Source organism: Anaerovorax odorimutans DSM 5092 (genome assembly GCF_000426305.1).
GTDB classification, from domain to species: Bacteria; Bacillota; Clostridia; order Peptostreptococcales; family Anaerovoracaceae; genus Anaerovorax; species Anaerovorax odorimutans.
The window spans coordinates 1-22,602 of sequence record NZ_AUFC01000005.1 but is presented as its reverse complement, the minus strand read 5'-3'; the positions used below and the strand labels follow the sequence as shown (position 1 = coordinate 22,602).

Sequence of the window (22,602 nt, the reverse complement as noted above, 5' to 3'; positions counted from 1 at the left end):
ATAGAGTGAATATATTTTATGGGGCACTAGCTCAATGGATAGAGTCGCAGACTTCGAATCTGTCGGTTGGGGGTTCGAGTCCCTCGTGCCTCACCACAAACGTTTAAAAATGCACGTTTTCTCACTTGAGAATGACGTGTATTTTGTACTTTTAGCCATTATTTAACCACTTTGATGTGGGAAACTAACTTTCTATTGCGATATATACCAGCCTTTGCTATACTATCCGTAGTGCTACCAAAGCAAAGGTAGGCGGTTATGCCCTTTCTAAGGGGGTGATACATATGTCCGCAACAAATATTATAGCTCTATTAGCGTTAATGGTTAATGTTGTGTATGTTACATATATTGTCACAAAAAAGCGATAATCGCCCCAGCGTCCAAACTTAGGCGATTATTTTAACGTAATATTTGGGCGTACCGCTTACTGGTAGCACTTTTTTATACTAAAATTATATCATTGCTAGTGAAAAAGTACAATACTTATAAATAATTATATTTTATTTATTTTCCGCTCCTATTTATCAGCATTTTCAAAGCTTTCAAGTATTATAGCTAATAGGCGTTTCTTACATTTCAAGTTATAGAAAATTATCAATATTGTATGCCATAAATGAAATCTCACTTTCCCACAATATAATTGTGATGACAACATTTAATAAAATAAAGATTGATAATATAACTTTACCATTTATTTTATTTTTTATATTAGCATTGTTAATATGTTTTACAATTTTCAAGATATCACCTGCTTTAAATATTATAGAGTATAACTAAAATTAAATCTTCAACTTGGATATTGGCAGTTTTTCTATAGCTTCTCGCTTTTCCTCATCGTCAACATTCACATAATACTTGGCTGTGACATTTATGTTGTTATGTCCCATGAGCTTCGAAGCCGTGATAAGCTTAACGCCGTTCTTGGCCAAATTGCTACAGAACATTCTGACAGACTATTCCTCTTTAAATTCAAAAATATCTTCCACTTTTGTTTTAAAGACATTTGCAATATCCATAGCCAACTTTAATGAAGGATTATATAATCCACGTTCGAGTTTATTGATGGTCTCTCTTCTAACACAAACTTTTTCTGCAAGTTCATCTTGTCTTAAATTAAATCTTGCTCTATATTCTTTGATTTTCGTAACTAGCATTTTATTTGCTCTCCTGACTTTTCATATTTAAGTAAATACACTTCTCTTGCTATTACACCTAAAAATGCAAAACAGATTAGCCCTGTTACTATATTTTTAATACTAATACTTTCTGTAAAATAACGGTTAAAAATAATAAATATTATAGTTAAACCACATACTATTTTTAACATAAACAAAAATGCTGACTCTCCGGCTTTAGTGGCATTCTCTTGACTTCTTTCATCATTTATTTCAACCTTAATAATATAAGATTTAACAATTATAAGACATACGGCAAATATTAATAGTCCAAATCTACAGATCTCCATACAAAGAGGTAAATCTTCTTTAAACAATAATTGTATAATACAAGTAAGAATTAAAAGAGTGGAAGCTACAATTTGCAACTTACTCATTAATTCTCTGTTGTATCGTTTTTTAGTGATACCCATGTCTTTTTTATAGTCTTTAAATCTTTCCATATTAATCATCCTCCATGATACATTAGATATAATTTGCTCGTGTGATATTTATATAACATTATGTGATAATTATATCACAACAAAAATGAGATGCAATACAAATTTTTACATTCTATCTTTACTTTCTTACTTATACCTCACAAAATTGGGTTATTACTGTATTGTTATCAGCTTCTTTAATTACTTGCTGAATAGTTCTAATTAGTATCGTTATTTTTTTCTTTTTATTTTATTGAAATATAAAAAGTCTTATTCTAATTTTTACTAAATTTTGGTATAATTAATATATACTATGTGTTAAATAATGTAAATTAGTTTTTTATTATAGATGCTAAGAGTTTATAGAGATAAAATATGGCATATTATAAAAAATAGATGGTCAGGAATGGATATAGAACGGATTTCATTTTTACTACTCAAACGGGTGGTTTCTATGATAGGCAGAATATAAATCGTGCTTGTAAAAGATATTATAAAAGCATAGGGGTTGAAAGCAAAGGCTTTCATACTTACAGACATACTTTTTGTACAAACCTATGTAAAAATGGTGTACCAATTCAGACAGCTTGTAAGCTCATGGGACATTCAAATATAAATATAACGGCTCAATTTTATACTAATATTGATGATCAACAGAAGATTGAAGCTATTGATAAAATTACGGATATAATGTTTTAAAATTAAATTCAAGTAAAGAAATTCTGGTATCTTGTATATCCAAAAGATAATGAAAGCTTTTATTACAAATTCATAAGTTTCATGAGGATGTTAACATGATATTAAAAATTTAATATATTTATTTCAAGGGTTAGAAAAATAATTTCAAAAGAAATCAATAAATATGAGGTGAACGCCATGAAAAACAATAATGATAAAAATACCCAAAATAGTTATCTAGTTAATATTGGAGGAAATACTACGGGAGTTCAAATCCAACAAAATGCTGTTGATTCCAACCAGTCTCAAATAATAAATGAAAAATTTGATTATAAAAAAGTAGCAAATATCTTAGATGAAATCAGTAAATTTAAGCCTATGTTTAAAGATACATATGGAGAGACTGCAGATGAAGCAAACGAAATCTTAGAAATTGCAATGGAAGCTGTAAACAAACAAGACCACCCATCAAAAATAAAAAGCGCTTTAAATAGGCTAAAAGACTTAACACTTGGTGTATCTAGTAGCTTAATTGCTACAGGGATTTTAGGTCTTTTAACGCAGTTAGGAATGTAGGAGGCATACATGGCAGGTATTATAATTGAATTGCAGAAAGAAGCACTTAGAAATGAGGCAGATATTTTGAGTTTACTTAGAAAGGCGTATCTCGTTGCAAGGAAACTAAAGTTAACAGAATTTAAGGACTGGATTGATAATGAACTAAATGGTTATACCGATATAAAAAAAATACCAGATTATCGCAAGATTAAAGGTGAAGTAAAAGCATGGAACCCTTGTCAAGGCTGGATACCTGTGCTTAACAGTAGCAAAATATCAAGTCGTTCAATAGGTGACTCTATTCCTAATTTAGTTAATGTTTATAATGATAAGAACGGTTCACCATATTTAAGGTTTAATGATGATGACAACGATTATCTTTCAAACGCTATTGATTTTGAAACTCAATATGCATTACATGTTGGTAGAAATCAAATTTATGAAATATTAGAAAAAGTAAGAAATTTAATTTTAGACTGGTCAATTACACTTGAGGAAAATGGAATATTTGGAGAAGAACTACAGTTTACAAAAGAAGAAAAACAAATAGCTACTAGCACCCCCACTATATACAACTATATTAACAATTTTTATGGTAATGTCAGTGATACACAAATTCAGCAGAATACTGATCGTTCAACACAAGAATAAAATCTATAGCCATGCGTTTTGTAAGAACTTATACAAAAATGGTGTCAATTCAGACTGCTTGTAAGCTCATGGGGCATAATAATATAAATGTTACGGCTTGGTTTTAATTCGAATATTAACGATGGGTAAAAGATTGAACCTATTGGTAAAATTAAGGATATCGCGTTTTAAATTATAATCAAAATGACATTTATAGGAGAATTAGAAAGGAGGAATAAGGTGACTTCAATTTTCACTAAGGCACATGAAATATTAAAATTAATTAGTAATATGTCAAGTTTCGACGAAGAATTAATAAATGAATTAGAAAAAGAATTAAGTAGCATAGATGAGGAAATTTCAGATAAAATCTTTATTAGGCTAGGAGTAAAGATTGATAGTTATATGAAAACAAATCCAAAGAGTATATTGCAAAAACTGTTAAACTATTTACATGATTCTAAAAACCTATTTCTAGTCCATTATATTGAACTACTCGAAAGAAATAATACGCTTGAGATTAGATTTACTAATTTAAGAATTATTATTTCGATTATATTAAAAATTATGATGGAATCTAATACGGTTATCCTAAGTAAGTCATTTTTTGAAAATATTCTAATTGATATTGAAATTTCAGAACTAAAAAATTTACTTCTATTAGGTTATAAAAAAAGACCTCCCTTTAGAGCAAAGAAAATTGAAGATGATAATTTAACATATTTTAAAGAAATAGATATTAATGAGTTACTTTGCAATTTAAATAGTAAAATAAAAAATACATCAGATGTTGAAAGCTTAAATATTAACCAAATAGACTCAATATCAGAATATGCAAATAATTGGTGGAATTTTTATAGAGAATACATAGATGTAAACTATTATGAGATAAGAGGTCTATTTAAATATTATAATGGTATTCACTTTCATTATGTTGCATGTAAATCACATATAGAATCTAAGTACATTGATGTATCATCTGGAATTGCATTAATTGAAATGAAATCAAGACTTGATGAAGGAATAAAGATAGACATTGATGATTCCATAAGAAACGTGTATGAAATTTCAGATGATAATAATGAATATACTATTACTTTAGGATATAAAATTGACGTATCAGAAAGGGAAAATCTTAATACAATAGAAAAAAGTATCAATGGTGAACTTATAGATATAATGAGGAATATTAATAGTCTCGACTTTATTGATAATTTTGCTGATGTGATCCTTTCCTTATATGGATATGATAAATACAAGTTCGATGATTATTACCTGAAAAGGAACATTTCCAATAATGACTGTTCACAAGTGATGATTAAAAGAATAGACGATAGAGAGAGTTTGGAAATCAATAATTTGAAAACTATACTGGGAAAGTATAAGAAATATGAAACTATATTTTTATCAAATGAAATAGTACCATCTTATATAAAAAATGAATTTCAAAATAATAATAAAGTAACATTTATCGATAAAGATTCATTAGCTGTAGCTTTAAAATTTAAAATAAATGAGTCTGCAATTTCGAGACTATTAGTTAACCAATTAATAGTTCCGAATTTTAGAAGACTTTTACCAAATGAAGAAGGACTAAAAAAAATTAAAACTGCTGATATTATAATTTCAGATTTGAACAACTGTTCCAAAGGTAGTGGGTGGAAAGAGTATGAGAGTATTTGTTACAAAGCCATTAGATATTTGTTTGAAGATAGTTTTAGCTATTTTAAAGCAGAATATCAAGTATCAAACAACAGTGGAACGGATATAAGAGATTTGATTGTAGCAAATACTGGAGTACATGATTTTTGGAAATCAATTAAACAATTATATTATTGTAATAATATTGTTTTTGAATTTAAGAACTATAGTCAAGAGATTAATAACGATGCGTTAAGACAGATATCTGACTATCTAGAAAAAGAAGTATATGGTCAATTTGGGATTATTTTTACCAGAAATGCAATAAGTAAAAGAACTAAATTGAAACAGGCTGATTACCTGAATAATCGAAACAAAAAAATGATATTGATTATTACAGATGATATTCTCATAGATATGATTAAGATAAAAAGATCGGGTGCAGATCCAGAGAATGTTTTAATAGATTTGAAGTTCGAGCTTGAAACATCGTTATAAATCTATAAATGACTTTGACTAATAAAACAAAGATGAATGATGCATCAGACTATTTATATATTGCTATAGTCCAAATAAAACAATGAAGGTAATATTGAATAAAAAACTAAAATGATTCTAAATAATAATTCATTGACTTTTAACGCTTAATGTGGGAAAAATAGGGGAAATTCTAAAAAACACAACATATAAACGTTTAAATTTAAATATGTATAGACAATATTAAACCATTCTGTCGGTTAGGGGTTCGAATCCCTTGTGCCTCACCAAAGACCACTGCAAGAGCAAGTGGTCTTTCTATTTTTTAAAATTATACTATTTAATTATTTATGATAATATGTTATAATCAAGATATAAAAAGTGCTACCGATAAACGGTTAGCCGACAAATAGAATCGTTATAAAAATAATCGCAAACCTTTGCCGAGGGCGATTATTTTTATTTACGTTCCATATTTATTATTAAAACGATTAATGTTGCAACTGCAATAATAATCATAAATTCTTCATATGTACTAATAAATTACCACCTCCTTATTCTGCGATTGGTTTTTCGTAACCTAATGCAGTAATAACGGATAGTGGCTAACCGCCTACAGTGTCTCTAGGAGCACTATGAAATTATATCGTATAAAGCCAAATTTTTACAATAGAATTAAAAAATATAAAAAATTTTTTAATTCTATACATTTATTTAAATGAATTGCAAAAAAATAAGTAAATATGCTATAATCATTTATAGGGATTGGTGTGGTAACAGGTATGCAAAATATACTTGTTAAACATTGAAATTTTAACATTGAAATGTAGACTTTAAATCTGTAGGTTGGGGATTTAAGTCCCCAATGCCTCACCAATAATACCAGTATGTAACTTCATGCTGGTATATTTAATTAATTTTTAGAAAAGAGGTAGAAAAGGATTAGATAAGGTGATACAAATGAAAAAAATTTTTATACTATTTATAGCAGTGTTATTCTTTAGTGTTTTTAATATTGATGGAGTTTTTGCATCAGATGATGTTACACAAGAAGAAATTCAAAGTGGCATTGAAGTATGCAGGGAATTTCCTGTCGGTCTAAATTTAGATGGGAGTGTAATTAATACAGAAACTCCACCTATAATTATTAAAGAAAGAACTATGATTCCTGCAAGAGCTTTTTTTGAAACCATGGGAGCTACAGTAGGATGGAATGAGGAGCAGCAAGAAGTTACTGTAAATTTAGGATCATCTTATGTAACTTTAAAGATAAATATGGACAAGGCTGTTGTAGATGGAGTTTCAAAAGATTTGGAGTTACCAGCACTTATTATTGATACAGATGGTGATGGTTATGGTAGTACAATGATACCCTTAAGATTTGTTGCAGACTCTTTAAACTGTAATGTTGAATGGGATGAACTTAACAGAATTGCTTCTGTTAATTCACCTAATACTAATAATGTAATTGTACCTGTAAACAGTACTAATGTGGAAATAATTTCAACTTCCACTGCAATTAGTGATACAACAACGTCCGAAGCAGTTAATACAAATGATTCTGCTGGAATTAATGATAAAATAACTACAAAGCAAGGAATAACCGTTAATAATCTTCCTTCATTGGATGACAGATTAAAACAAAAGCTTATAGTTATTGATGCAGGTCATGGAGGAAGCGATCCCGGAGCTTTAGGGGAAGTTAACGGGAATGTGGTATTGACAGAAAAGGAAGTTAATTTGGATATAGCATTAAAGCTCAATTCATATTTGAAATCCGTTGGTGCCAGTACATATTTGTTAAGAGAAAGCGATGTTTCCATAGGATTACAAGACAGACCTAAGATGGCAAACAGTGTAAATGGCTATTTATATGTATCTATTCATAATAACTCTGCAATTTCAAGCAGTGTTAATGGTACAGAAGTTTATTATTATTCTAAACAGTCCGAAGCAAATTATGGAATTTACAGCCAAAATTTAGCACAGGCGATTTTAGATGAAATGGTGGTAAATATGGGACTAAAAAATAGGGGAATAAAGAGTCAGCCAGCTTATGCCGTACTCAATAAAACAAATATGCCTGCAATTATTATTGAAGGAGCTTTTTTATCAAATAATGATAATCTTCAGTATATGTTAACCGATGAATTTAGAGATAAATTTGCATATTCAGCAGCTAAAGGTATCATTAAAGTATTAAATGAAAGCATAAATAATTAAAATTTATGGGGTGGATTAAGAGGGATAATTATGATGAGTTTATTATTATATTTGAGTATGCTTATTATAGGCAGCATTATTGGGAAAAAAATAATGTCAAAAGAAAAAGAATATAAATGGATAAGTAATACACAAGTTGTTGTTATTATTGTGTTAGTATTTACTATGGGTATGCGTATTGGCGCAGATGACAGAGTTCTTAAATCATTAAAAGAAATAGGTCTTTCTGCATTTATTATTACAATATTAGTAATGACAGGCAGTGTATTAGCCATACTTATATTAAGAAAAATTATTAATTTAGATAAAAAAGGGGCAATTAATGAGTAAATCAATTGTTATAGCATTATTAATAGGTGTTTTATCGGGGTATTTGTTTATTCCTGATGTTATAATCAATCATTCTGAATATATGCTGAGTGGCGGATTATGTTTACTTTTATTTCTTGTTGGACTGGATATAGGAAGGCAGGATTCCATATTTAAAGATATAAAAAAGACGGGATTTAAAATTTTGTTATTTCCTATTGCTACAATTATAGGAACATTAGTTTTTTCTGCAATTGCAGGCTTATTACTTCCTATAACTGTAAGGGAATCTATGGCAATAGGTTCCGGATTTGGATGGTATACTTTAGCCCCCATAATTTTAGCTGACTATTCTTCTTCTATAAGTGCTATTTCATTTTTGCATAATGTAATGAGGGAATTTTTTTCTATTTTAATTATACCTATTGTTGCACAAAAAATTGGATACCTTGAGACCATATCTTTGCCAGGTGCAGCGGCTATGGATGTTTGTCTGCCAATAGTCGAGAAGACAACAAACAGTAATGTTGCAGTCTATTCTTTTGTTTCAGGAGCAATCATAAGTATGGCAGTGCCAGTTTTGGTACCGTTTATTATTGGATTATAAAATATCAATGATGGTAATTCAAATCCTAGGCCATACTAGTTACTAATCTGTTTTTCCTGATTCCGTAAATAATACGATATTTACTGCATAAAAGAAAAGCTTTATGAGATCTTCTAGTTCTGATGGGGGGGTAATTAAGTTTACAGCATTTTAAAAGCTTATAATATGGTAAATGTAATTTATTATTTATATAATAAGTAACTTTATGAAAAAATATTTTTTATGAAACTAAGTCAATATCGCAGGTGTGATATTTCCTGCGTTTAAAAACTATATATTATTACTATTTATTAATTTAAAGGAGAAAATGAAAAAAGATGACCAATAATATGAATCTATTTAAAGGAAGCAGTGAATATGTTGTTTCAAATGAACTTATGCATGCAGTAAATGTTTCAATTGCTTTAAAAAAACCATTACTTATAAAAGGAGAACCAGGAACAGGCAAAACGATGCTTGCAGAGGCTATTTCAAAAGCATTAAACAAAGAGTTAGTTATTTGGAATATTAAATCTACAACAAAAGCGCAAGAAGGTCTTTATGTATATGATACTGTTCAAAGATTATATGATAGTCAGTTTGGCGAAGGTGATGTTGCTGATATTAAAAAGTATATAAAACTTGGTAAACTTGGAGAGGCATTTACAAGTGATAAACAGGTAGTTCTATTAATTGATGAAATAGATAAGGCAGATTTGGAGTTTCCCAATGATTTACTTTGGGAATTGGACAAAATGGAGTTTTATGTAAATGAAACAAAAGAATTGATAAAAACAAAAGAAAGACCTATTGTAATTATTACTTCTAATGCAGAAAAAGAGCTTCCGGATGCTTTTTTAAGAAGATGTATTTTCCATTACATTGAATTCCCCGATGCAGAAAAGATGAGAGAGATTATAAATGTTCATTACAGTAATATTGAAGAAAAGCTTATTGCGCAAGCTTTGGAAACTTTCTATTGGCTAAGAGACATGAAAGAACTTCAAAAGAAACCTAGTACATCCGAGTTATTGGATTGGTTACAAGCATTAATGCTTAGCGGTGTTTCTGTTGATAAAATTAAAGAACAAATTCCGTTTATAGGGGTTCTTTTAAAGAAAAATCAAGATATTGAAGTTATGTCTGAAATAAAAGAAAAGGGATTTTCCCTAAAGAGATGGTTGTAAAATGTTTATTACGTTTTTTTATTTATTAAGAGCCCGTGGACTGAAAGTTTCTCTGAATGAATGGATGGTATTAATGGAAGCCTTGGATAAGGGCCTTTGCAAAGCAAGTTTATTGGACTTCTATCATTTGTGCAGAAGCGTTTTAGTAAAAAGTGAGGCGGATTATGATAAATTTGATATGGCATTTGCAGAATTTTTCCAAGGAATTGAAAGTCCAGAGGACTTACCTGAAGAATTTTGGGATTGGTTGAATAAAGATGTAAAAGTAAGAGATATTAATGATAAGAACATGCTTGATGATTACGTATTGGAACTTGAAGAACTGATGAAAAGATTCAGAGAGCGTATTGAAGAACAAAAAGAACGTCATGATGGTGGAAATTATTGGATTGGAACCGGAGGGACATCTACTATGGGTCATAGCGGATACCATGAAAGAGGTATCCGTGTAGGAGGAGAAGGCAGACATAAAACGGCGGTACAAATAGCAGGCGAAAGAAATTTTAGGGATTTTAGACAGGATAATATATTAGATACCAGGCAGTTTCAAATGGCTTTTAGAAAGCTAAGACAATTTTCTTCTAAAGTTGAAGGTGCAAAAACAGAGTTGGATATTGAAAAAACCATAGATGAAACTTGTGATAATGCAGGCAGATTAAAGCTTGTCTGGGACAGACCAAGAAAAAATACTGTTAAACTTCTTATCTTGTTTGATGCTGATGGTTCTATGATGCCTTACAGCAGGCTTTGCAGTCAACTTTTTCAAGCAGTAAGCAATGCTAATCATTTTAAAGATTTAAAGGTTTATTACTTCCATAATTGCATATATGAGCATTTATATACCACGCCTCATTGCAGGAGAGGAGAATGGGTTGATACAGAATGGGTACTTTCAAATTTAAAGAGTGAATATAAAGTTATTTTTGTTGGAGATGGAACTATGGCTCCATCTGAGCTTATGAGTAAAGGCGGAAATTGTTATATAGGTTTATATAATGAAGTTCCAGGTATAGAATGGCTGAAAAAATTTAAAAAGAAATATTCAAAAAGCGTTTGGCTGAATCCAATTCCAGAAAGAGAGTGGGAATATACTTATGGATCTCCTACTTTATTAAAGATAAAAGAAATATTCCCTATGTTTGAATTAACTATTGATGGACTGGAAGCTTCAATAAAAAAATTATTAGTCAGCAGATAGGATTGAGAAGTGAAAATCTATGTATAAATTAACCGATAAAGATATAGAAATGTATCTGGAAAGTATCCCTGGAGTTGTTGTTATTGACATGACTGGTATAGTTGTCTATGTCAATGAACAATGTGCAGGATATTTTGCTAAAGAAAGAGATTTTATTTTAGGTAAACATATTTTAGAAATATTTCCTGGCTCTAAAATGATTGAGGGGCTAAATCGTGATGATATAGGATTGGAATTTTACAGCTCATATTTAGGTATTGGTATTACAATTCAAGTACCTTTATTTAAAGATGGACAAAAGATTGGACTTTTAGAATATGATGCAACTCAGGAATCTCAATTTTTATATGAGCTATCGGATAGTTACAACAGGTTTTTGGACCGTGAATTAAAAAATCTTACTAAACAAATAGTAAAGCTTGAAGGAACAAAATATTCTATACACAATATTGCAGGAAGTTCTAAGCCTATTATGAAACTAAAAGAAAGTATCATTTCTGCAGCAAAAACAAATTCTACTGTTATGATTACCGGTGAAACGGGAACTGGAAAAGAGCTCGTGGCACATGCTATTCATAATTTAAGCAGCCGCAGAAAAAACAGGATGATAAAAGTAAATTCCTCTGCAATACCTGAAAATCTGGTAGAATCAGAGCTATTTGGGTATGAGAAAGGAACATTTACAGGTGCTGTTAAAGAAGGTAAAAAAGGTAAATTTGAATTAGCCAATAATGGTACTTTATTTATAGATGAAATTAATCAAATGCCTATGAGTGTACAGCCAAAGCTATTAAGAGTTCTTCAGGAGAAGGAAGTTGATCGTATTGGATCAGATACTAGTATTCCAATTGATGTTAGGATAATTGTTGCTGCTAATCAAGATTTAAGAAATTTAGTAAATAGTGGAATGTTTCGTGAAGATTTATTTTATCGATTAAATGTTATAGAAATTAAGATACCGCCACTTAGAGATCGACTTGAAGATTTAGAAGAGTTAATCCAATCCATATTAGAAGACCTTAATGAATCGTTAGGTCTTTCTGTTACAGGCGTTGATAAAAGTGCTATTGAATTATTAAGAACATATCATTGGCCGGGAAATGTACGTGAATTGCATAATGCTGTTGAACGTGCTATGAATTATACGTCAGGCCCATTGCTTACGGCAGAAGATTTTGATTTTGATATGGTAAAAGAAGGTAAAGAATTAATAGAGTATGTAGAAGACAATAACAGTGATAATCCTATTGAACAAGTTAAGCGTAAAGCAGAAAGGGACTTGATTATTACTTCATTAAGGAAATTTAATTATAATAAAACAAAAACAGCAAAATACTTGAATATTTCAAGACCTTTATTATATCAAAAAATGAAAAGATTAGAAATTTAATAAAAAAATCGACATAAAATATAAAAAAATTCAGTAAATTTGAAATTAATATGTATGTTATTAAATACAGTGTAAGTATAAAATTACACTGTATTTTTTATTTAAGAACTCTTTAATTAAATGAGTTTCAGAGATTAAGTAAACTTATAATTCTCATATGTGTAAGTTTATACTAACACATGAGCATTATAAAAGAAAGAAAAGTCTGATTTTTCAACAACTTTATTGAAATTATATTTGGCATAGTACTTGCGATATATAAATAGCATAAAGCAGTTAAAGCTAAAAATATGATTTTAAAAGAGAATATGGAGGAAGAAGAAATGAATAAAGGAAAAGTTAAAGTTGGAATGACTCAATTTGCTTGTGTAGCAGATAGAGATAAGAATTTAGCTAAGGCTGAAGAGCAAATACGTGCTATGGCAGAAAAAGGTGCAAAAATAATATGCACTCAGGAGCTCTTTAATGGTCAATACTTTGCACAAATAATTGATTACACTAAATATGATTGGGCAGAACCTATGGATGGTCCAACTAATAAGAAGATGAGTAATCTAGCTAAGGAGTTAGATGTGGTAATTGTAAGCTGCTATTATGAATATGCAATGGACGGTGTTTATTATAATTCAGCAGCAGTATTTGATGCAGATGGAAGCTTGCTAGGAAATTACAGAAAGCATCATATCCCCGAAGGGCCGCAGTATATTGAAAAATACTATTTTACACCCGGTGATTCACCATATATAGTATTTAAATCAAAATATGGAAACTTTGGAGTTTTAATTTGCTGGGATGAGTGGTTCCCAGAGCCAACAAGAATTTTAGCCCTTAAGGGAGCTGATTTCATATTTTACCCTTCTGCAATTGGATCAGAACCTGACAATCCAGATTTGGATACATCACAAACTTGGATGGATTCTATAAGAGGTCATGGAATTCACAATAACTTTTATGTTTGTGCATGTAACCGTGTAGGTCGCGAAGATGCTATTGATGGATCCGGCTTTATGGAATTCTATGGAAGAGGATTTGTATCCGATCCTTGGGGCAAGGTTATTACTGAGGGAAAAAGAAATGAAGAGGATTTAATTGTTGCAGAATTAGATTTAGACGAAATTAAAAGAGCAAGAGATATTCTTCAATTTCATAGAGACCGAAGAACAGATTCGTATAATGAGATATTAAAAATGCATATCTCAGAGTAATAAATTTATAAAATAAAAATAATATGTAAAGTATAATTATTTTTTATTACTGGTTAAATACGTTCTAATTTATAAAAATTATCGTGTTTACAAAGTTGGAATTTTATGATTGGAGGAAGAATAATGGATGCAATAACTAACTATGGTGCATTAAGCTTGTTACCAGTAGCAGTGGTAATTATAAGTGCAATTATTACAAAGAGGGCTTTAGAACCACTTATTTTGGGAACAATGGTGGGATTCATTATCATAGCAAAAGAGAAATTTGTATTTTCTTATTTAGATTCATTATATGGAGAATTAGGAGAATCCGCTTACTTTATTATTATATTTGGATTATTTGGAATTTTTATTAAATTATTGGAAACCTCCAATGCCATATCAGGCTTTACGAAATTAGGCTTAAGATTTGCTAACAATAAAAAGAAAACTGGAATTTTAACTTGGGTAATGGGAATTGTATTATTTTTAGATAATTATTTCAGTATTTTGGGAGCAGGAGTTTCCAGCAGAAAGATTGCAGATGAAAATAAGATGTCCAGAGAGATGTTTTCTTTTGCAGTAAATGCAGTAGCATGTTCAACTTGTATATTAGTTCCCCTTTCTCTATGGGGTGTATTTATGGGAAGTCAGATTGAAGATTTGAATCTTTTGCCTGGAACAGGGATTGATGCAGTTGTAAAGGCTGTACCTTTTATGTTCTTTGCATGGATGTCTTTACTGTTTGTACTTCTTTATCAATTAAGGATCATTAAACCTTTTGGCCCAATGAAATTGGCTGAAGAAAGAGCAGAAACCACAGGAGAAGTTTTACCTGCTGATTCTTTAGCAGTAGAAGTTGCAGAAGAAGAAGAAAAGAAGGTAACCAGCGTTTGGAATTTCGCGGCACCGATGATTATTCTAATAGGTATTACATTATGGACTCAAGAATTAACTTATGGGCTTTTAACAGGTATACTGGTTTGTCTTATCTTATATATTCCTCAAAAGTTGTTGAAGTTTGGAGAAGCATTTGATTCAATATGGGCAGGATTTCAAGATATGTTCGTTGTGACAGCTATTGTAATTAGTGCATTTGTACTTCAAAATGCAAATGACGAGTTAGGACTTGCGCCATATGTTATTGAAACAGTCTCTCCAATTATAAGTGTAAATTTATTACCACTTATTGCATTTATCGTTTTGCTAGTGCTTGGATTTGTTACAGGGAGTTTCTGGGGAATGGCAGCTGTATGTTTCCCAATTATGATACCACTTGCGAATACATTGGGTGCAAATATGTATTTGACTATTGGTGCTGTTATTGCAGGATCAGCTGCAGGAAGTGCAACTTGCTTCTATGGTGATTCTGTTACATTAACCTGTGGTCTTGCAAAAATTAAAAATATAGATTATGCAAGAACAGCATTACCAATGATTGTGCCAATTTTAATTATAACTTCAATATTATATTTAATTGCTGGTTTTATTTTATAGTTAATTCCTTTAAACAAATAAAGACTTGTTAATAGGCTTAAAGTTTTATAACTTTTGCTTAAAATCGGAAATGGAGAATATTATGAAAGCGAATATTGTAGTTAAAAGTAATTATATCTTTGATAGTATATCAGAACGTCCTTATGCGGGATTTGTAGCGGCAAAAGGAAATAAGATTATTGCTGTGGGCCCAAGTGATGAAGCTAATAGATATATTGATTCGGATACAGTTATATATGAATTTGAAGATAAATTGGTAATGGCTGGATTTCATGATAGCCATACTCATCTTCTTATGGCTGGTATGTTTAAAATTTATGTAAACTTAGGTTCTGCCAGATCAGAAGAAGAAACAGCAAAGATGGTAAAAGATTTTTATGATAAGAATCCTTATGACGGATGGGTATTTGGATTTAATTGGTATCATGTATTTTGGGATATAAAAGAATTGCCAAATAAAAAAACCCTTGATAAGTATTTTCCTGATAAACCTGTTTTTTTATTAGATGCGGAAGCCCATGGAGCTTGGGTGAACAGTAAGGCTTTGGAAATTGCAGGTATTACAAAAGACACACCTGATCCATTTGGTGGAGAGATTGCCAGAGATGAAAATGGTGAACCTACAGGATTTTTATATGAATCTGCCATCGCGATTGTTGCTAAATATGCATTTGAATTTAATGAAGAGCAGGAAAGAGCTTTCTTAAAAAAATTTATGGAGGAAGCTGCTGCTTTAGGAATAACTTCTGTTGTAGATGTCCAGCCTTACTTTGGAAGGAATTTAGGATCTTTAGAAGTTTATTCAGGATTAGAAAAAGATGAACAATTGACGGTTAGAATTACTGCTGCAACAGATCTTTTAGGTGACCTTGATGAAGCTGTGAAAAATAGTGTTAAATATAAGAGTGAAAAGTTAAGAGCACATATGTTAAAGCAATTTGTGGATGGTGTAATTACAACACATACGGCACTTCTTCTTGAAGATTATGAAGATGCTCCGGGGAACAGAGGTATACAGCTTTCTGAGTTAGATAGAATAAAAGAAGGAATATTGGAAGGTCATAAAAGAGGTTTATGGATTAAAATTCATGCAATAGGTGATAGGGCAATACGATTCACAATTGATAGTTATGAAGAGGCAATGAAAAAATATGGTAAAAAGAATGTAAGGCATGCCATTGAACATGTTGAATTAATTAATGAGAAAGATAGAACTAGATTCAAGGAATTAGGGTTGATTCCTTCAGTACAACCTGAACATTTAGGATTAATGCCTACTTGGGAAGGTGAGGAATATAGAATCACTCTTGGTGAAGAAAGGGCTGGAACAACTTGGCCGTTTAAAACTTTACTTGAACAGGCAGGAGTCTTGGCCATTGGAAGTGATTGCCCTGTAGTTGATAATAATCCTTTCTTTGAGATTTCCAGAGCTATAACTAGACTGCATGATGATGGTTTACCTGAAGGAGGATGGAATCCAACTGAAAAATTGACACTTTATGAGATCCTTAGATCTTATACTTATGGTTCAGCATATGGAATAGGAAGGGAAGATGAGTTGGGGACTTTAGAAGCAGGTAAATTTGCAGACATTGTAGTCATTGACAGAAATCTTTTTGATACAGATCCGCTGGAGATAAGGGAAGCTAACGTAGAGATGACTATTATGGATGGAAAAGTAATATTTAAAAGATAAAATATAAATAATTCGATTTTTTTCACATACTAACTAATAATAAAAAAATAAAGCAATAGATTACAAAGTATTTTGTTTATCTTTGCTTTATTTTTTTACCTAATCATCTATCATACTGTTTGCTGATAAATATATTTTGTTTAAGCTTTCTTTTTTTATCATTTTTTCAATTAAGAAAGAACCAATTAAGAAAATTGTTAAATTAGATATTACATGTATAGTAGTAAAAGTTCCTCCAAATGAAGTATATTCATATAGAAGCAATGGCAATTTTGAACTTGACCAAACTCCTAAAAAGAATAAAATGTATGCAAATCGTGCTTCTTTTTTCATTAAAATTGCTGCTATGGGAAAGGCTGCATATAAAGGTCCTGCTGCTAAAGAACCTAATAATAAAGACATAAAAATTCCTTTTATGCCTGAGCCATGCCCCATATATTTTATCATTGTTTCTTTTGGTACCCAAACATCTAAAAGACCAATTAATACTAAAATAGGAGGCAGTACACTGAGCATGGATTTGAAATTGGATAATGTTTTTATTGTGGCATTTTCGCCCAAGTTACTGTTTATAAAATAAAGTATTGCCAGTAATATTAAAAGGATAATTGACCATTTGTATTTTTTAATAATTGTTTTAATCATTTACATCACTCCCCATATAATTAAAGAAAAAATTACAGATGTTATTAAAGCCAAAATATTTCTTGATACTGCTGCCTTTTTACCAAAATATTGAATTTCAATAGCTAAAGAAACTATACCAACTGCCATTAAGCTTGAAATAAAAGCAGCTATTTGAGGGTATCCAGCTCCATGTGACAATAAACTTTCTCCCAGAGGAAAAGCTATAAAACTGGGCATAAATGCTATAGAACCTGTTATTAAACCTACTATTATACCTAATCCTCCAGATTGCTTACCAAGTATCATACTTATTGATGAAGGACTTAATATGGATAATGTAATTCCTATAAAAATCATTACAGGTGTAATTGAGGGTAGTAGTTTTTTAAATGAATTAAAGCCGATTTTTATAGCTTTTTTAGTTTTATCTATATCTACAATTGCAGATATTATTGTAAGAATTATAACTAATCCGTAAATTATATAACTTGTCATTTTTTTCTCCTTTATTTAATATTTATATTAAATAGATATTAATTATATACAGTAATATGTTAATAACATATTACTGTATATAACATTGTGTGTCAATATAAAATATTAGGTTAAAATTTCTAAATTTGTTCATTGTTTAAAAAGATAATTTAATTATATTAAAAAAATTATAAAAATTAATTTCATTAAGCATTTTTACTTTTATTAATTTATAAATATAAAATCCTATAATTAAATAATCAATTTATTATTTGACAAATATTATAAATTACAGTAATGTGTAATTAACAGATTCTAACGGAGGTAATTATATGAAAATCAAACCTGGTAGACATACGGCTGCATTTGTATTATTATTTTTAACATTGAAACCGTCATATGGATTTGAATTATTAAAAGAATTTGAAACAAATTTACCTAATAATAAAATAGACAGTGCTGCCATATATAGAGCATTAAAAACTTTAGAGACTAATGGCTCTGTAGAATCAAGATGGGATACATCTGAAGCCGGAGCAGCTAAAAAATATTATTCTATAACGGAAAATGGTTATAAAGAGTTGGAAATGTTTAAAAAAGATATTGAACTAAGATATGAAAATTTAGGTTTTTTCCTTAAAAATTACAAAAATATTAATGACAAAAAATAAATATTACAAGTAGTCATCTATTATAATAATATGATCAATTAATGGATGGCTTTTTTATTGCTGATTATAATATCCTTTAGAGATCAACGAATTAAAAATTTCATCAAGATATTTGTTCATTCTTCTTTTGAATCAGAGTTATTATTTAAAATGTTGCTCATACTTCGTTGCTGTGAGATTGTAGCCAATGTATCTCCAAGTTGAGTAAACATTAAACTTAAGAGGGTTAGTTCATCTTCATCAGTTATGTCGTTTGCTATCATTATGGCAATACTAGATATTGTTGCAGTTAGTTTACCATAATTCATAATTAATCACCTCATTTTAATATATAAAGTAAATTATGAAGTTGAATATTTATATAAAATATTTATAGATTGATAATTTAGCGAACTGCCAATTATTTTTATTATGATTAATAAATTTTAATGATATTTTTTATATCTTAAGAAGAAATAGAAGCTGATTAATAGTATCTATTTATTAAGGGTTATAGTATCCTTTAAAACATTATTTACATCATACGCTTTAATTGTTATTTGATTATTATTTATTGTAACTGCAATGTACATTTGAATATAAGGCTGTAAGTTAACTTCTTGCCAGTTACGGAGTTTTTGGGGATAAAATTTTATTCCTCCTGAGTTGGCAGTTATATATATAGTACCATTTCCTAAGCTGGATATTTCATTGTTTTTCATAGGATATGTTCTTACATAATTATGATCATGACCTTGCAGGACAAGGTCAATTCCAACTTTGTCAAAGATAGGTGCCCATACATCCCTTATTTCAGAAGAGTAATAGGTTGCTCCATAAAGACCTCTATGTACAGCAACTATTTTCCATAGCTTATCTGTTTTAGACATATCAGATATGAGCCAATCACCTTGCTTTTTTAAATTCTTTCTGCTACATTCAGTATTCATAACAGCTATATGAGCGTTGCCGTAGTCAAAAGAATAGACAGTCCCATCTTCTGTTCCTGTATTATTTTTAATTGTATTTGGGATATAAAATATATCGTTAAAGTTTTTCGCTTTAGGATTTGAGCCATTTTTATTTAATTTATCATGATTTCCTAATGTGGGAGCAATTGGAAGATTCATCAATTCAGGTATTACGGCATGAGTAAAAGCATCCCATTGTTTAATTTTATCTCCATCGTTTACCATATCTCCTGTATGGATTAAAAATTTTGCATCAGGAAATTTTCCTAGAGCTTTTTTTAATGTATTTGCCCATATTAAATAATCACTCTTATTAAAACCTTGAGTATCTGTTATTTGTATGAAAGTAAATTGATCTAGTTTTTCTTCAGCAGTTTTAAAAGTTGCTTTAGGACTATATATGTTAGGTGCATACATAATTCGATATATATACTCAGCTCCGGGTTTTAGATTTTTTAAAGAAATTTTATGAATAACTCTATTGTCTGCATCAGTTTTTGTTTCATAGCTTTTTGCAGTAACTTTCTTAATATTAATATCATCAAAGCTATGAAATTCATCTTTGAGGCAGTATTCCAATACATCTTTGTTATTGGATATGGGAGTATTCCATGTAAAATTACGCTCAGTTGCAGGGTTTTTACCAAAATTATTTATGACACTTATAGATGTTAATCCATGATATGAGGCTGCCGATATAGAACTGTTATTAGATTCAGTTGAATCTGTAAGTTGGTGTAGATTATCGTAGATGATTACTTCCAAATTATCCACGGTAATGGGTTTTACTAATGTTACAGAAACAACAATAATAAAGATTATTAGTAAACTTAATTTTTTCTTCATAAAATATCCTTAACCTCTTTCTTCAGATTATAAATCTGTATTCAACTTTAATTTTAAATCTTAATAAAGAATATGATAATTGTAAGTTTATTTATACCTGAATTTTAATAAGGACTTTAAAATTGTAATTAAATTATTTATTACTAATTTAAAAATGAATTATTTTTCTTTAATCTTTTAACGTTCAATTTAAAAAATGTTAAGTATAAATAAAAATATGCTTTGTGGAATTAGTCAATGTTTTTTAATCTAAACTAGCTTAATTTAGTTTACATACATTTCTGCGATTTTAGCATTTTATACATAATAAAAGCTGGTTTCTGTAAAATATAGAAACCAGCTTTTATTGCCGCCTAATTATTTTATTTTTTATAAGAGCTTTATATTTTAAATTAATAGGTTAATTTATATAACCTTATTTGTATGCTTAGACTTTATATTTTAAAAATATCTGAAAACACCTTTTACTAAACCAAGGATTTTAACCTCAGAAACGATAATAGGGCTCATGGATTTGTTTTCTGGCTGTAATCTAATATAAGTATTTTCTTTATAAAAGGTTTTTACAGTAGCTTCACTTTCAAAACCATCTACCATAGCAACGACAATATCTCCGTTATTAGCTTCATTTTGTTGTTTCACAAGAATATAATCTCCGTCAAATATTCCTGCTTCTATCATACTTTCTCCTTTAACAACGAGCATAAAATTATTTCCCTTAGATAAAAAGCGTTCTGGAACAGGAAAGGAGTCTTCAATATTTTCTTCTGCCAAAATAGGTGTACCAGCAGCAATTCTTCCTATGACAGGAACTTCTACAACGTTTGTATGTTCTGTATTTGATAAATCATTACAAGTATTATTTAAAATGGGCTGTTTCTGATCTAATGCTAGATCGGTAATCATTAATGCTCTTGGTTTAGATGGATCTTTTTTTATAAATCCCTTTTTCTCTAAGTTCTCTAAATCCTTGTGTGTCGTAGATGTGGATTTTATGTTTAGTGCACTGCATATTTCCCTTACAGTAGGAGGATAGCCTTTACTTTTTATTTCGGATATCATATATTGTAATATTTTTTTTTCTCTTTCTTTTAATTGTTCCATTTTAAGCTCCTTTCGATATAAAGGGATCAATTTACGAACATATTATCATATTTTAACAAAAAAGTAAACGGATGTTCAGCAATTTATTATAAATAAAAACCACTCAAATTGATATGGTGGAGCTTATTTTATTAGTACAGTTTATACAATAAAATATAAAATTACATATTATAGGGAATAAGCTATATCATAACAGATGAGTGGCTTTATGAAATTTTAAATTGATATCTATTGTTTAATCATATTATCAACAGAATCAAGGACTTTATCCATAATAGTCATAGCGTCTGTCAATTCTTCAGTAGTAATAATTAATGGAGGAGCAATGATAATCATGTTTTCGTGAGCATAAGTTGAAAATCCTTCAACTTTTAACATTCCCACAATTTTGTTCATAGTACCTTCAGGGTCATTATTAAATGATACGATAGGAGTATGTGTAGCTTTATCTTTTACTAATTCAATAGAAGAGAATAAGCCTATATGCCTTACTTCACCAACGCATGCATGTTTGGTTACATATCCATCGAGTATATCAGCTAGTACTTTACCTTGTTTAGCCACATTTTCTTCTATTTTTTCTTCCTTATACGCGTTAAGAGTGGCAATTGCAGCAGCACAGCCTACTGGATGAGCACTGTAAGTTAAGCCGCAAAGCATTTTCTTTTCATCAAAGATTTTTGCAATCTTTTCGGAAACAATAACGCCACCAAGAGGAACATAACCACAGGTAGAACCCTTAGCAAAAGTTATTACATCGGGTGTAACATTAAACTGCTGAAATGCAAAGCAAGTACCTGTTCTATACCAGCCAGCCATAACTTCGTCACATACCATGATAATATTATATTTATCACAAAGAGCCCTAACACCTTCAAGATAACCGGCAGGAGGAATTAAAATTCCATTGGAACCAACAACAGTTTCTAGGAAAATACCGGCAATTTGCTCAGGACCTTCGTCTAGCATTTGATTTTCCAAAAGTTCAAGATAGAAAGCAGTAATGTCTGCTTCCGATTCAAATTTACAAGCTTTAGGAGCTCTGTAAGCATAAGGACCATCAAATTTAATAAATCCGG

22 protein-coding genes and 1 tRNA gene are annotated in these 22,602 nt (G+C 30.0%); 15 read left to right on the top strand and 8 right to left on the bottom strand.

Annotation, left to right across the window (positions count from 1 at the left end):
* The first annotated feature begins 20 nt into the window (after positions 1-20).
* Positions 21-96, top strand: a tRNA-Arg gene (locus K292_RS0103250).
* An 857-nt stretch (positions 97-953) separates the two neighbouring features.
* Here the strand turns inward: K292_RS0103250 and K292_RS0103230 are convergent.
* Both K292_RS0103230 and K292_RS0103225 read right to left on the bottom strand, forming a co-directional pair.
* Positions 954-1,154 (bottom strand): helix-turn-helix transcriptional regulator, encoded by a 201-nt coding sequence (locus tag K292_RS0103230; protein WP_027398634.1) that lies wholly within the window; start codon positions 1,152-1,154, stop codon positions 954-956.
* Complete coding sequence (locus K292_RS0103225; protein ID WP_027398633.1) at positions 1,148-1,618, bottom strand: hypothetical protein; 471 nt, start codon at positions 1,616-1,618, stop codon at positions 1,148-1,150. Before K292_RS0103225 ends, K292_RS0103230 begins: the two co-directional genes overlap by 7 nt.
* A 375-nt stretch (positions 1,619-1,993) precedes the next feature.
* Between K292_RS0103225 and K292_RS0103220 the strand changes: the two genes are divergently transcribed.
* The 13 genes from K292_RS0103220 (at position 1,994) to K292_RS0103160 (ending at position 16,851) form a co-directional block, all read left to right on the top strand.
* Complete coding sequence (locus K292_RS0103220) at positions 1,994-2,296, top strand: tyrosine-type recombinase/integrase (protein WP_027398632.1); 303 nt, start codon at positions 1,994-1,996, stop codon at positions 2,294-2,296.
* Between the two features lie 177 nt (positions 2,297-2,473).
* A complete protein-coding gene (locus K292_RS0103215) occupies positions 2,474-2,851 on the top strand; it encodes a hypothetical protein (RefSeq protein WP_027398631.1) in 378 nt (125 codons plus the stop codon).
* 9 nt (positions 2,852-2,860) lie between these two features.
* Positions 2,861-3,484: an AbiTii domain-containing protein gene (locus K292_RS15780; protein WP_051280230.1), complete on the top strand. Its 624-nt coding sequence runs from the start codon at positions 2,861-2,863 to the stop codon at positions 3,482-3,484.
* A gap of 219 nt (positions 3,485-3,703) precedes the next feature.
* On the top strand, positions 3,704-5,602 hold the full coding sequence (locus K292_RS0103205; RefSeq protein WP_027398630.1) for a hypothetical protein: 1,899 nt from the start codon (positions 3,704-3,706) through the stop codon (positions 5,600-5,602).
* A gap of 939 nt (positions 5,603-6,541) precedes the next feature.
* Entirely contained in the window at positions 6,542-7,804 is a 1,263-nt protein-coding gene (locus tag K292_RS0103200) for an N-acetylmuramoyl-L-alanine amidase (protein ID WP_027398629.1), read from the top strand.
* Between the two features lie 30 nt (positions 7,805-7,834).
* Positions 7,835-8,134 carry a LysO family transporter gene (locus tag K292_RS0103195; protein WP_027398628.1) on the top strand — a complete coding sequence of 100 codons (300 nt, stop codon included), beginning with the start codon at positions 7,835-7,837 and terminating at the stop codon, positions 8,132-8,134.
* Complete coding sequence (locus K292_RS0103190; protein WP_027398627.1) at positions 8,127-8,720, top strand: lysine exporter LysO family protein; 594 nt, start codon at positions 8,127-8,129, stop codon at positions 8,718-8,720. The genes K292_RS0103195 and K292_RS0103190 overlap by 8 nt, the downstream gene beginning before the upstream one ends.
* Positions 8,721-9,037: 317 nt before the next feature.
* On the top strand, positions 9,038-9,886 hold the full coding sequence (locus K292_RS0103185) for an AAA family ATPase (protein ID WP_027398626.1): 849 nt from the start codon (positions 9,038-9,040) through the stop codon (positions 9,884-9,886).
* Between the two features lies 1 nt (position 9,887).
* Positions 9,888-11,084 (top strand): vWA domain-containing protein, encoded by a 1,197-nt coding sequence (locus K292_RS0103180; RefSeq protein WP_027398625.1) that lies wholly within the window; start codon positions 9,888-9,890, stop codon positions 11,082-11,084.
* A gap of 19 nt (positions 11,085-11,103) precedes the next feature.
* Complete coding sequence (locus K292_RS0103175; protein ID WP_051280227.1) at positions 11,104-12,474, top strand: sigma-54 interaction domain-containing protein; 1,371 nt, start codon at positions 11,104-11,106, stop codon at positions 12,472-12,474.
* 323 nt (positions 12,475-12,797) lie between these two features.
* On the top strand, positions 12,798-13,679 hold the full coding sequence (locus tag K292_RS0103170) for a carbon-nitrogen hydrolase (protein ID WP_027398623.1): 882 nt from the start codon (positions 12,798-12,800) through the stop codon (positions 13,677-13,679).
* Between the two features lie 123 nt (positions 13,680-13,802).
* Positions 13,803-15,155, top strand: coding sequence for a Na+/H+ antiporter NhaC family protein (locus K292_RS0103165; protein ID WP_027398622.1), 1,353 nt, complete (start codon positions 13,803-13,805; stop codon positions 15,153-15,155).
* An 82-nt stretch (positions 15,156-15,237) separates the two neighbouring features.
* Positions 15,238-16,851: an amidohydrolase gene (locus K292_RS0103160; protein ID WP_027398621.1), complete on the top strand. Its 1,614-nt coding sequence runs from the start codon at positions 15,238-15,240 to the stop codon at positions 16,849-16,851.
* Positions 16,852-16,950: 99 nt separating this feature from the next.
* Here the strand turns inward: K292_RS0103160 and K292_RS0103155 are convergent, their stop codons facing one another.
* Together K292_RS0103155 and K292_RS0103150 are read right to left on the bottom strand one after the other, a co-directional pair.
* Positions 16,951-17,496 carry a permease gene (locus tag K292_RS0103155; protein ID WP_027398620.1) on the bottom strand — a complete coding sequence of 182 codons (546 nt, stop codon included), beginning with the start codon at positions 17,494-17,496 and terminating at the stop codon, positions 16,951-16,953.
* Positions 17,497-17,973: a hypothetical protein gene (locus K292_RS0103150; protein WP_027398619.1), complete on the bottom strand. Its 477-nt coding sequence runs from the start codon at positions 17,971-17,973 to the stop codon at positions 17,497-17,499. It abuts the gene before it with no gap.
* Positions 17,974-18,284: 311 nt separating this feature from the next.
* Between K292_RS0103150 and K292_RS0103145 the strand changes: the two genes are divergently transcribed.
* The gene (locus K292_RS0103145) at positions 18,285-18,623 is read left to right on the top strand and encodes a PadR family transcriptional regulator (RefSeq protein WP_027398618.1); all 339 of its coding nucleotides are present in this window, start codon (positions 18,285-18,287) and stop codon (positions 18,621-18,623) included.
* A 116-nt stretch (positions 18,624-18,739) separates the two neighbouring features.
* On the opposite strand, the gene K292_RS0103140 is transcribed toward K292_RS0103145, so the two are convergent.
* The 4 genes from K292_RS0103140 to K292_RS0103125 all read right to left on the bottom strand — a co-directional run.
* Positions 18,740-18,931, bottom strand: a complete 192-nt coding sequence (locus K292_RS0103140) for a DUF6774 domain-containing protein (protein WP_027398617.1) — start codon at positions 18,929-18,931, stop codon at positions 18,740-18,742.
* 168 nt (positions 18,932-19,099) lie between these two features.
* Entirely contained in the window at positions 19,100-20,419 is a 1,320-nt protein-coding gene (locus K292_RS0103135; protein WP_027398616.1) for a purple acid phosphatase family protein, read from the bottom strand.
* A gap of 441 nt (positions 20,420-20,860) precedes the next feature.
* Complete coding sequence (gene lexA, locus K292_RS0103130) at positions 20,861-21,523, bottom strand: transcriptional repressor LexA (RefSeq protein ID WP_027398615.1); 663 nt, start codon at positions 21,521-21,523, stop codon at positions 20,861-20,863.
* A gap of 228 nt (positions 21,524-21,751) precedes the next feature.
* On the bottom strand, positions 21,752-22,602 hold an 851-nt coding region (locus K292_RS0103125), incomplete at its 5' end, for an aminotransferase class III-fold pyridoxal phosphate-dependent enzyme (protein WP_027398614.1).

What these genes read in the sequence shown, in the direction of transcription:
- K292_RS0103200 (WP_027398629.1), top strand. Translation starts at nt 6,542, where the DNA reads ATGAAAAAAATTTTTATACTATTTATAGCAGTGTTATTCTTTAGTGTT.
- K292_RS0103220 (WP_027398632.1), top strand. Translation starts at nt 1,994, where the DNA reads ATGGTCAGGAATGGATATAGAACGGATTTCATTTTTACTACTCAAACG.
- K292_RS0103165 (WP_027398622.1), top strand. Translation starts at nt 13,803, where the DNA reads ATGGATGCAATAACTAACTATGGTGCATTAAGCTTGTTACCAGTAGCA.
- K292_RS0103230 (WP_027398634.1), bottom strand. Translation starts at nt 1,154, where the DNA reads ATGCTAGTTACGAAAATCAAAGAATATAGAGCAAGATTTAATTTAAGA.
- K292_RS0103195 (WP_027398628.1), top strand. Translation starts at nt 7,835, where the DNA reads ATGATGAGTTTATTATTATATTTGAGTATGCTTATTATAGGCAGCATT.
- K292_RS0103175 (WP_051280227.1), top strand. Translation starts at nt 11,104, where the DNA reads ATGTATAAATTAACCGATAAAGATATAGAAATGTATCTGGAAAGTATC.
- K292_RS0103215 (WP_027398631.1), top strand. Translation starts at nt 2,474, where the DNA reads ATGAAAAACAATAATGATAAAAATACCCAAAATAGTTATCTAGTTAAT.
- K292_RS0103150 (WP_027398619.1), bottom strand. Translation starts at nt 17,973, where the DNA reads ATGACAAGTTATATAATTTACGGATTAGTTATAATTCTTACAATAATA.
- K292_RS0103180 (WP_027398625.1), top strand. Translation starts at nt 9,888, where the DNA reads ATGTTTATTACGTTTTTTTATTTATTAAGAGCCCGTGGACTGAAAGTT.
- K292_RS0103170 (WP_027398623.1), top strand. Translation starts at nt 12,798, where the DNA reads ATGAATAAAGGAAAAGTTAAAGTTGGAATGACTCAATTTGCTTGTGTA.
- K292_RS0103225 (WP_027398633.1), bottom strand. Translation starts at nt 1,618, where the DNA reads ATGGAAAGATTTAAAGACTATAAAAAAGACATGGGTATCACTAAAAAA.
- K292_RS0103185 (WP_027398626.1), top strand. Translation starts at nt 9,038, where the DNA reads ATGACCAATAATATGAATCTATTTAAAGGAAGCAGTGAATATGTTGTT.
- lexA (WP_027398615.1), bottom strand. Translation starts at nt 21,523, where the DNA reads ATGGAACAATTAAAAGAAAGAGAAAAAAAAATATTACAATATATGATA.
- K292_RS0103145 (WP_027398618.1), top strand. Translation starts at nt 18,285, where the DNA reads ATGAAAATCAAACCTGGTAGACATACGGCTGCATTTGTATTATTATTT.
- K292_RS0103190 (WP_027398627.1), top strand. Translation starts at nt 8,127, where the DNA reads ATGAGTAAATCAATTGTTATAGCATTATTAATAGGTGTTTTATCGGGG.
- K292_RS15780 (WP_051280230.1), top strand. Translation starts at nt 2,861, where the DNA reads ATGGCAGGTATTATAATTGAATTGCAGAAAGAAGCACTTAGAAATGAG.
- K292_RS0103140 (WP_027398617.1), bottom strand. Translation starts at nt 18,931, where the DNA reads ATGAATTATGGTAAACTAACTGCAACAATATCTAGTATTGCCATAATG.
- K292_RS0103135 (WP_027398616.1), bottom strand. Translation starts at nt 20,419, where the DNA reads ATGAAGAAAAAATTAAGTTTACTAATAATCTTTATTATTGTTGTTTCT.
- K292_RS0103160 (WP_027398621.1), top strand. Translation starts at nt 15,238, where the DNA reads ATGAAAGCGAATATTGTAGTTAAAAGTAATTATATCTTTGATAGTATA.
- K292_RS0103155 (WP_027398620.1), bottom strand. Translation starts at nt 17,496, where the DNA reads ATGATTAAAACAATTATTAAAAAATACAAATGGTCAATTATCCTTTTA.